Annotated in this window: 10 protein-coding genes; 2 read left to right on the top strand and 8 right to left on the bottom strand. The window is 59.9% G+C overall.

Features of this window, described 5'->3' with window-relative positions; all coding sequences use genetic code 11:
• Positions 1 to 200: 200 nt before the first annotated feature.
• The 3 genes from Q4577_RS22000 to pgsA are packed head-to-tail and all read right to left on the bottom strand — an operon-like array spanning position 201 to position 1,575.
• Positions 201 to 659 carry a molybdenum cofactor biosynthesis protein MoaE gene (locus Q4577_RS22000; RefSeq protein WP_244684608.1) on the bottom strand — a complete coding sequence of 153 codons (459 nt, stop codon included), beginning with the start codon at positions 657 to 659 and terminating at the stop codon, positions 201 to 203.
• 5 nt (positions 660 to 664) lie between these two features.
• Positions 665 to 910, bottom strand: coding sequence for a molybdopterin converting factor subunit 1 (gene moaD / locus Q4577_RS21995; RefSeq protein ID WP_244684605.1), 246 nt, complete (start codon positions 908 to 910; stop codon positions 665 to 667).
• Positions 910 to 1,575 carry a CDP-diacylglycerol--glycerol-3-phosphate 3-phosphatidyltransferase gene (pgsA, locus tag Q4577_RS21990; RefSeq protein WP_244686303.1) on the bottom strand — a complete coding sequence of 222 codons (666 nt, stop codon included), beginning with the start codon at positions 1,573 to 1,575 and terminating at the stop codon, positions 910 to 912. The genes moaD and pgsA overlap by 1 nt, the downstream gene beginning before the upstream one ends.
• An 84-nt stretch (positions 1,576 to 1,659) precedes the next feature.
• Here pgsA and Q4577_RS21985 point away from each other — a divergent pair, with 84 nt between their 5' ends.
• Both Q4577_RS21985 and Q4577_RS21980 read left to right on the top strand, forming a co-directional pair.
• Positions 1,660 to 2,070 carry an META domain-containing protein gene (locus Q4577_RS21985; RefSeq protein WP_303472789.1) on the top strand — a complete coding sequence of 137 codons (411 nt, stop codon included), beginning with the start codon at positions 1,660 to 1,662 and terminating at the stop codon, positions 2,068 to 2,070.
• Positions 2,071 to 2,121: 51 nt separating this feature from the next.
• Positions 2,122 to 2,520, top strand: coding sequence for an META domain-containing protein (locus tag Q4577_RS21980; protein WP_303472790.1), 399 nt, complete (start codon positions 2,122 to 2,124; stop codon positions 2,518 to 2,520).
• Positions 2,521 to 2,541: 21 nt separating this feature from the next.
• Here the strand turns inward: Q4577_RS21980 and recO are convergent, their stop codons facing one another.
• The 5 genes from recO to lepB all read right to left on the bottom strand — a co-directional run bounded on the left by recO (position 2,542) and on the right by lepB (position 6,432).
• Positions 2,542 to 3,264, bottom strand: a complete 723-nt coding sequence (gene recO, locus Q4577_RS21975) for a DNA repair protein RecO (RefSeq protein ID WP_303472791.1) — start codon at positions 3,262 to 3,264, stop codon at positions 2,542 to 2,544.
• Between the two features lie 15 nt (positions 3,265 to 3,279).
• Positions 3,280 to 3,603, bottom strand: a complete 324-nt coding sequence (locus tag Q4577_RS21970) for a DUF1491 family protein (protein WP_303472794.1) — start codon at positions 3,601 to 3,603, stop codon at positions 3,280 to 3,282.
• Between the two features lie 286 nt (positions 3,604 to 3,889).
• The gene (era, locus tag Q4577_RS21965; RefSeq protein WP_244684578.1) at positions 3,890 to 4,798 is read right to left on the bottom strand and encodes a GTPase Era; all 909 of its coding nucleotides are present in this window, start codon (positions 4,796 to 4,798) and stop codon (positions 3,890 to 3,892) included.
• Positions 4,799 to 4,918: 120 nt separating this feature from the next.
• Positions 4,919 to 5,602: a ribonuclease III gene (rnc, locus tag Q4577_RS21960; RefSeq protein WP_303472796.1), complete on the bottom strand. Its 684-nt coding sequence runs from the start codon at positions 5,600 to 5,602 to the stop codon at positions 4,919 to 4,921.
• Positions 5,599 to 6,432 (bottom strand): signal peptidase I, encoded by an 834-nt coding sequence (lepB, locus tag Q4577_RS21955; RefSeq protein ID WP_303472798.1) that lies wholly within the window; start codon positions 6,430 to 6,432, stop codon positions 5,599 to 5,601. Before lepB ends, rnc begins: the two co-directional genes overlap by 4 nt.
• Between the last annotated feature and the right edge of the window lie 67 nt (positions 6,433 to 6,499).

Here is a 6,499-nt window from a genome sequence, read left to right as displayed (position 1 = left end):
CAGACGCGGAAGCCGAATACCCAGATTCAACCTGCAGACTCTCATTATGAATGAGGGACCAGCAGGGGGCAGGTCAGGGGCCAGCCCCCCAACCCCCGGGATATTTCAGGTCAGATGAAAGTTCAGGACAGATAAAAGGCTGGTCAAATAAATGGCTGGGGCCTGAGACAATCTTTGACGAATCGGCGGTGTAAAGGCCGCTACCAGCGCTTCAACGCCTCTTCATCGACGTCTTTGGCGGCAACCCATTCCGCGCCATCCGCCGCAATTTCTTTTTTCCAGAACGGCGCGCGGCTTTTCAGATAATCCATCAGGAATTCCGCCGCTTCAAACGCGGCTTTGCGATGACGGGCAGCAGTGGCCACCATCATGATCATCTCGTCCCGGTGCAACCGACCATGACGATGGATCACCAAAGCATCGCCCAGCGCCCAGCGCTCCATAGCATCGGCAACAATCGCCTCCAGCGCTTTGGCCGTCATGCCAGGATAATGTTCGATTTCCATTGCGATCATGCCGCCATCTGCGGAATCCCGAACGACGCCGGTAAAAGTCACAATGGCCCCCATATCGGATTGGGCGCGGGCAAAAGCGTCGGCCTCTGCTGCGAAATCAAATGGGGCTTGTTGAACCCGAACCAGTGGCGTGACGCGCGACACCGGTCTCAGCCCCCGGTCATCGGTGGGAAAAACGCCACTTCGCGCACCCCGGCCAGAGGCGCGTCAAAATCCGTCAATTCCTGATCGACGGCCACCCGCAGCGCCGACAGATCCGCAAAGGCCAGCGCATACCGCTCTTCGCGGGTCTTCAATTCTTCGACCAGCTCGGCCACGGTGGCGGCCCCGGTTTCAACCCGCTCTTTTGGCAGGCCAATACGTTCGCGCACCCAGGCAAAATACAAGACATCCATCAGCTGTCTTCCTTCAAATACGGCAGCGCCTTGCGCAGGTAGTCAAAGCCGGTCACCAGCGTCAGCGCCGCCGCAACCCAAAGCAAGATCAATCCGATGTAGCCAGACCAGAACATGCCGTCATACATGTATCTGAGGCCAAGTTCATCGACCGTACGACCTTCCAGAATGTCGGTGACAATCTGTTGATCCATCCCCCAGGACCACATGCCGAAGTAATGTTCAAACACGCCCTGCGAGAACAGAACCGCGATCGCCACCATCTGAAATGTCGTTTTCCATTTGGCCAGCTTGGTCACCTTCAACGTGCCCGACACATCCCCCAGATATTCACGCAGACCGCTGACAAACACCTCGCGAAACAGGATCACGGTTGCGGGCAGGATCAGCCAGGGCGAATACGACGAATAGGCGGCAATCACCATCAACGCGATCACCACCATGGCCTTGTCCGCAATCGGGTCAAGCATGGTGCCGATTTTGGTTTCCTGTTTCCAGGCACGCGCCAGATAGCCGTCAAACCAATCGGTTATTGCCGCCGTCAGGAACAGCACCAGGGCGAAAATATCGGCGTAGGGGCGCGCCCAATAGAGGAACATCACCGGAACGGCAGGAGCCGCCAGCAGGCGCATTACGGTCAGGATATTGGGCAAATTCCAGCGCATGCACTGGTCATATCCCGCCAACCCGACACAGGGAAGAGCCATTGACGATATTTCAATTCCAAAGCACGGCACTATGGTGTCGGTATGAAACTCTTGATCCCCCTGATTTTGGCCCCGCTCCTGGCCGCAACCTGTGACCACGCGTTTCCGGGCGACGAGACAGTGGCGGCCTATGGCGCGGCGGATCGGACCTGGGTGCTGGACACCATCGACGGTGAATCCTTCACTGCGCATGCGACATTGACCTTTCCCGAAGCCGGTCGTGTGGCGGGTCAGGCGCCCTGCAATGGGTTTTCCGGGCCGCAAACCGCCCCCTACCCCTGGTTCGGCGTCGGCCCATTGCTCACCACACGACGGGCCTGTCCCGACCTTGCCAGTGAGACCACCTTTCTCGCCGCGCTGGCAGAGATGACATTGGCCGAAGTTCAGGGGGCGGTGTTGATCCTGTCCAATGGCGCGGGCCGCGAAATGGTATTTTCGGCCGCGTCGGAATGACAAAGATCGTTACCACCTTTTCACGGCGGCAGCTTTGCCTACCTTGGCGGCATGACACATACATTCCTCTCCGCGGCCACGTCCGCCTTTGCTAGCCTCTCAGCCACGCTGGGCGGTGCGCAAGATGCCGAAGACACCATCTGGAAGCTTCAGACGATTGATGGCGCCGCCTATGAGGCGCGCGCCACAATCACCTTTCCCTCGATGGCGCAGATCACCGGCACGACACCCTGCAATTCCTTCTTTGGGGTACAGACCCGCCCGATGCCCGGGTTCAGCGCCGAGCGGCTGGGCCTTACCCAGCGGCTGTGCATGGATTTTCAGAAAGAGGCCGAGTTCATCACGGCTCTGCGCGATATGACGATTTCGGATTTCGACGGCAACCGTCTGATCCTGCGCAACGAAGATGGCCGCGAGATGGTGTTCATCGGCGTGCCAAGGGCATACTGACCGCAACAACCGCCGCTTTCGTCAGCCCACCTGCAACCGATCAATGAAACGCGCCCGCGCGGTGGGTGGCGGCCTGTGCCCCAATGCGGGCGCAAGCCGCTCGCGCAGGAAAAAGCCGGTGACCGACAGCGCCTGTGCAATGTCGGTGTTTTCTGCGTCACCCTGGCCCAACAACACCGGCGGCAGCGGCAACAAACGGTCCGCCCAATCCCCCGCCCCGGCCTGCGACACCGCGCGCCCGGATTTGGGCGAGACATAGATCAAACCGTCGGTTTTCCCGGTCACCGCGCAACTGCCAAGATCAAGACCGTAGCCCAGCGCCGAGAGCAGTGACACCTCCCATCGCAGATAGGCCAGCGGCCAAAGCGCGTCCTGGCCCAACAGATCCAGCAATTGTTCGGTCTGAAGATAAAGCGCGGTCTGTGCCTCGCGTTCTGGCAGAGCAAACGACAGCAGCGCACAAACCGCGTTCAATCCCGCCAGTGCCAACCGGCTGGACATCGCCTGGGCGGCACGGGACCGCTGCGGCTCGACTGTGAAGGCGCCCAAATGCTCTTCGAGCCGGGCGCGCCAATGCAGGTCGAGCTGCGCACCGGGTTGCAGCACCGGGGCCAGCCTGCGGCCTGTGGCCCCACGAACCACACCGGCGTGGCGGCCACGGTCGGGGGTGAAAACCTCGATTATGGCGGAATGTTCGCCATGGTGCCGAAGGCTCAGCAATATGCCGGTGTCACGCCAGTCCATTTGCCCAAGCTGGGCTCAAAGCCCGCCACTGTCCAGCAAATGCCGCCCTTGGCGGTCCTCGACCTCGATCACCCAGAGGTCACGGTCCATGGCGCGTTGTTTGGCCAAAGCCGCATCAATGTCGCCTTCGGACCCAGAGAGCATTTCCTGCCAGCGGGTTTCATCCGTCATCAGATCATGCATTCGGTGAAACAGGCGGGCCTGCCCGTCCAATGTGTTCAGCTTGACCATGACCATACCCGAAGTGTCGTCGCCATGGGCCACGACAAAGGCCGGGATGTCGGCCTGGGCAAGCCGCGCAATATAGGCCGCAACCCAGAAATCCGCTGTCAGCCGCATGGCTTTCCTTTCCTAACACCCCTTGTCATTTGAATACTTTCGCAGCGCCCTTATGTTGATAGCACAGTCAAGTTTCCCTCTGTCACGGGGGACTGAACTGCACTGCTGTCGATGGTCGCACGTTTACAGGCAGTGTATTGGGGCGCGGATCTGTGTGATCTCCTGCGCGGTTTTCGCCCCATATCCCGTGACCTCTGGCGGGCTGTCTCTCTCCCCGAGACCCGCTGGCACTGGTCGGGGCTCCCTTTGTTCCGTGGAGCCCCGGCAACTTTTGCTTAGCGATGCTTCAGGTGTTGCCATCGCGAAAGTTAAGGCCCATTTCGGAATAGCGCGCGGCCTCTTCCAGCCATTTTTCCCGGACCTTGACCTGAAGGAACAAATGCACCCGGCGGCCAAGGAATTCTTCCAGCTCTTCACGTGCCGCTTTGGAGATTGCCTTGATCGATTCGCCCTTGTGGCCCAGCACAATGCCCTTGTGGCCATCACGGGCCACATAGATCACCTGATCAATCCGCGCGGTGCCGTCCTTGCGCTCGTCCCAGTTTTCGGTTTCGACCGTCAATTGATAGGGCAGCTCCTGATGCAGGCGCAGGGTCAGCTTTTCGCGGGTCATCTCGGCGGCGATCATCCGCATCGGCAGATCGGCGATCTGATCTTCGGGATAAAGCCAGGGACCGTCCGGCAATTCCGCCGCCAGCCATTTTTTCAGATCATCGCAGCCAAAGCCCTTTTCGGCCGAGATCATGAAGGTTTCCTCAAATGCGAAACGCGCATTCAATTCCTGCGACAGACCCAGCAAAACATCGGATTTCACCCGGTCGATCTTGTTGATTGCCAGCGCCACGCGGCGGCCTTTGCCGATGTCCTGCAACCGCTCAAGGATGCTTTCCACACCATCCGACACGCCGCGATGCGCCTCGACCAGCAGCACAACGATGTCGGCATCTGCCGCCCCGCTCCAGGCGGCGGCGACCATCGCGCGGTCCAATCGGCGGCGCGGGCTGAACAATCCGGGCGTATCGACAAAAACGATCTGCGCCTCGCCCTCGATTGCCACGCCACGGATACGGGCGCGCGTGGTCTGGACCTTGTGCGTCACGATCGACACTTTCGCGCCCACCATGCGATTGGTCAGGGTGGATTTGCCCGCATTGGGCTCTCCGATCAGGGCGACGAATCCGGCGCGTGTGGTCATTTTTATCTGGTTCCCATGAATGATCCGCCGCGCTTACCGCAGTTTGACGCTCAAAACCAGTTATTATGGCCTCACAATGGGGCGCGGACAAATTCCTTGCAGGGAATTTGCGGGCCAACATCAACTTTGAAGCAGTTTTGCCAGCAATGAATTCGCCGCCGCATGTTCCGCCAGACGTTTTGATCCGGCTTCGGCCCGGTCGCTTTCACCGCTGTCGAGCCGCACTTCGATCACAAAGACCGGGGCATGGTCCGGGCCTTTGCGGCTGATCTGTTGATAGACCGGCGGGGTTTGACCACGGGCCTGGGCCCATTCCTGCAGGCTGGTCTTGGCGTCGCGTGCATCCTCTTCGACCTGCGAGATACGCTTGCCCCAGAGCCGCAGCACCAGCGCCTGTGCGGCCGCAAACCCGCCGTCCATATAGACCGCAGCAATCACCGCCTCCATGCCATCGCCCAGCAGCGCCATTTTGCGCCGCCCCCCCGAGAGCATTTCAGACCGGCCCAGTTTCAGCGCCGCCCCAAGGTCGATCTGGCGGGCCACATCGGCGCAGGTCTCTTTGCGCACCAGCGCATTGAACCGTGGCGCAAGCTGGCCTTCGCTAGCGCCCCCATCCGCCGCCAAAAGCGCCTCGGCCATCACCAGGCCAAGCACCCGGTCGCCCAGGAATTCCAACCGCTGGTTGTCGCCCCGCGTGGCGGTCGACATCGACGAATGCGTGACCGCGCGCACCAATTGGCCGGGGTCTGAAAATTCATACCCCAGCCGTTTTTGTAGAGCCTTCAATTCTGCCGAAATTTTCACTCGATCCCCTTGAAGAACCGATCCCCGCGCCAGGTCCAGAAGGCCAGCATCGACCGTCCGGCAGACGAGAACATCACCCGATCCGCGCGCCCGACAAAGTTTTCAAACGGCACGAAGCCCACACCGCCAATTTGCTGTGGAAAGCGCGAATCGGTGGAATTGTCGCGGTTGTCACCCATCATGAAATAATGGCCTTCGGGCACGGTAAAGACTGGCGTGTTGTCCGACGATTGCGGCCCGATGTTCAGGGTCGAGTGGCTTACGCCATTGGGCAGCGTTTCGATGAATTTCTCTTTTTCACAGGTCGCGCCATTGCCCACCGGCGCATTGGCACAGCGCGGGCTGAGCCCCTGCGGACCCTGTGGGCCGGCAAGCTCGGCAAAGATGCCGTCAGCCTCGACTTTGACCGGGGTGTCATTGATATGCAGAACGCTGTCCTTGATCTGGATTTTCTCACCCGGCAGGCCGACCACCCGCTTGATGAAATCCCGTCCGGTCACCGGATGACGGAACACCGCGACATCGCCGCGCTCGGGTTCGCCGCCAAACAGGCGGGTGTTGTCGCCATCGGCCCAGCCACAGAAATCCTTGGCATCCACATCAATGCCAAAGCGCGGCACAATCACCGACGGACAAGAGGCATAGGAATAGCCATAGGCCATTTTGTTCACAAACAGGAAATCACCGATCAGCAGCGTGTCCTTCATCGACCCCGAGGGGATCCAGAACGGTTGAAAGAACACGGTGCGGAACACACCCGCAATCAGCAATGCGTAGACAATGGTCTTGACCGTTTCCACGATCGCATTGCCCTTCTTTTCTTCGGCCATGGACATGAGGCTCCTCGCGCTGTGGCGTCTTGGGCTACGTTGTTGGCTACATGGGCCGGAGCGCGAA

Origin of the sequence: Marinovum sp. 2_MG-2023 (assembly GCF_030548265.1) — a bacterium.
GTDB lineage: Bacteria > Pseudomonadota > Alphaproteobacteria > Rhodobacterales > Rhodobacteraceae > Marinovum.
Note: the sequence above shows the minus strand (reverse complement) of the source record. Positions and strands in the feature narration are given on the sequence as shown.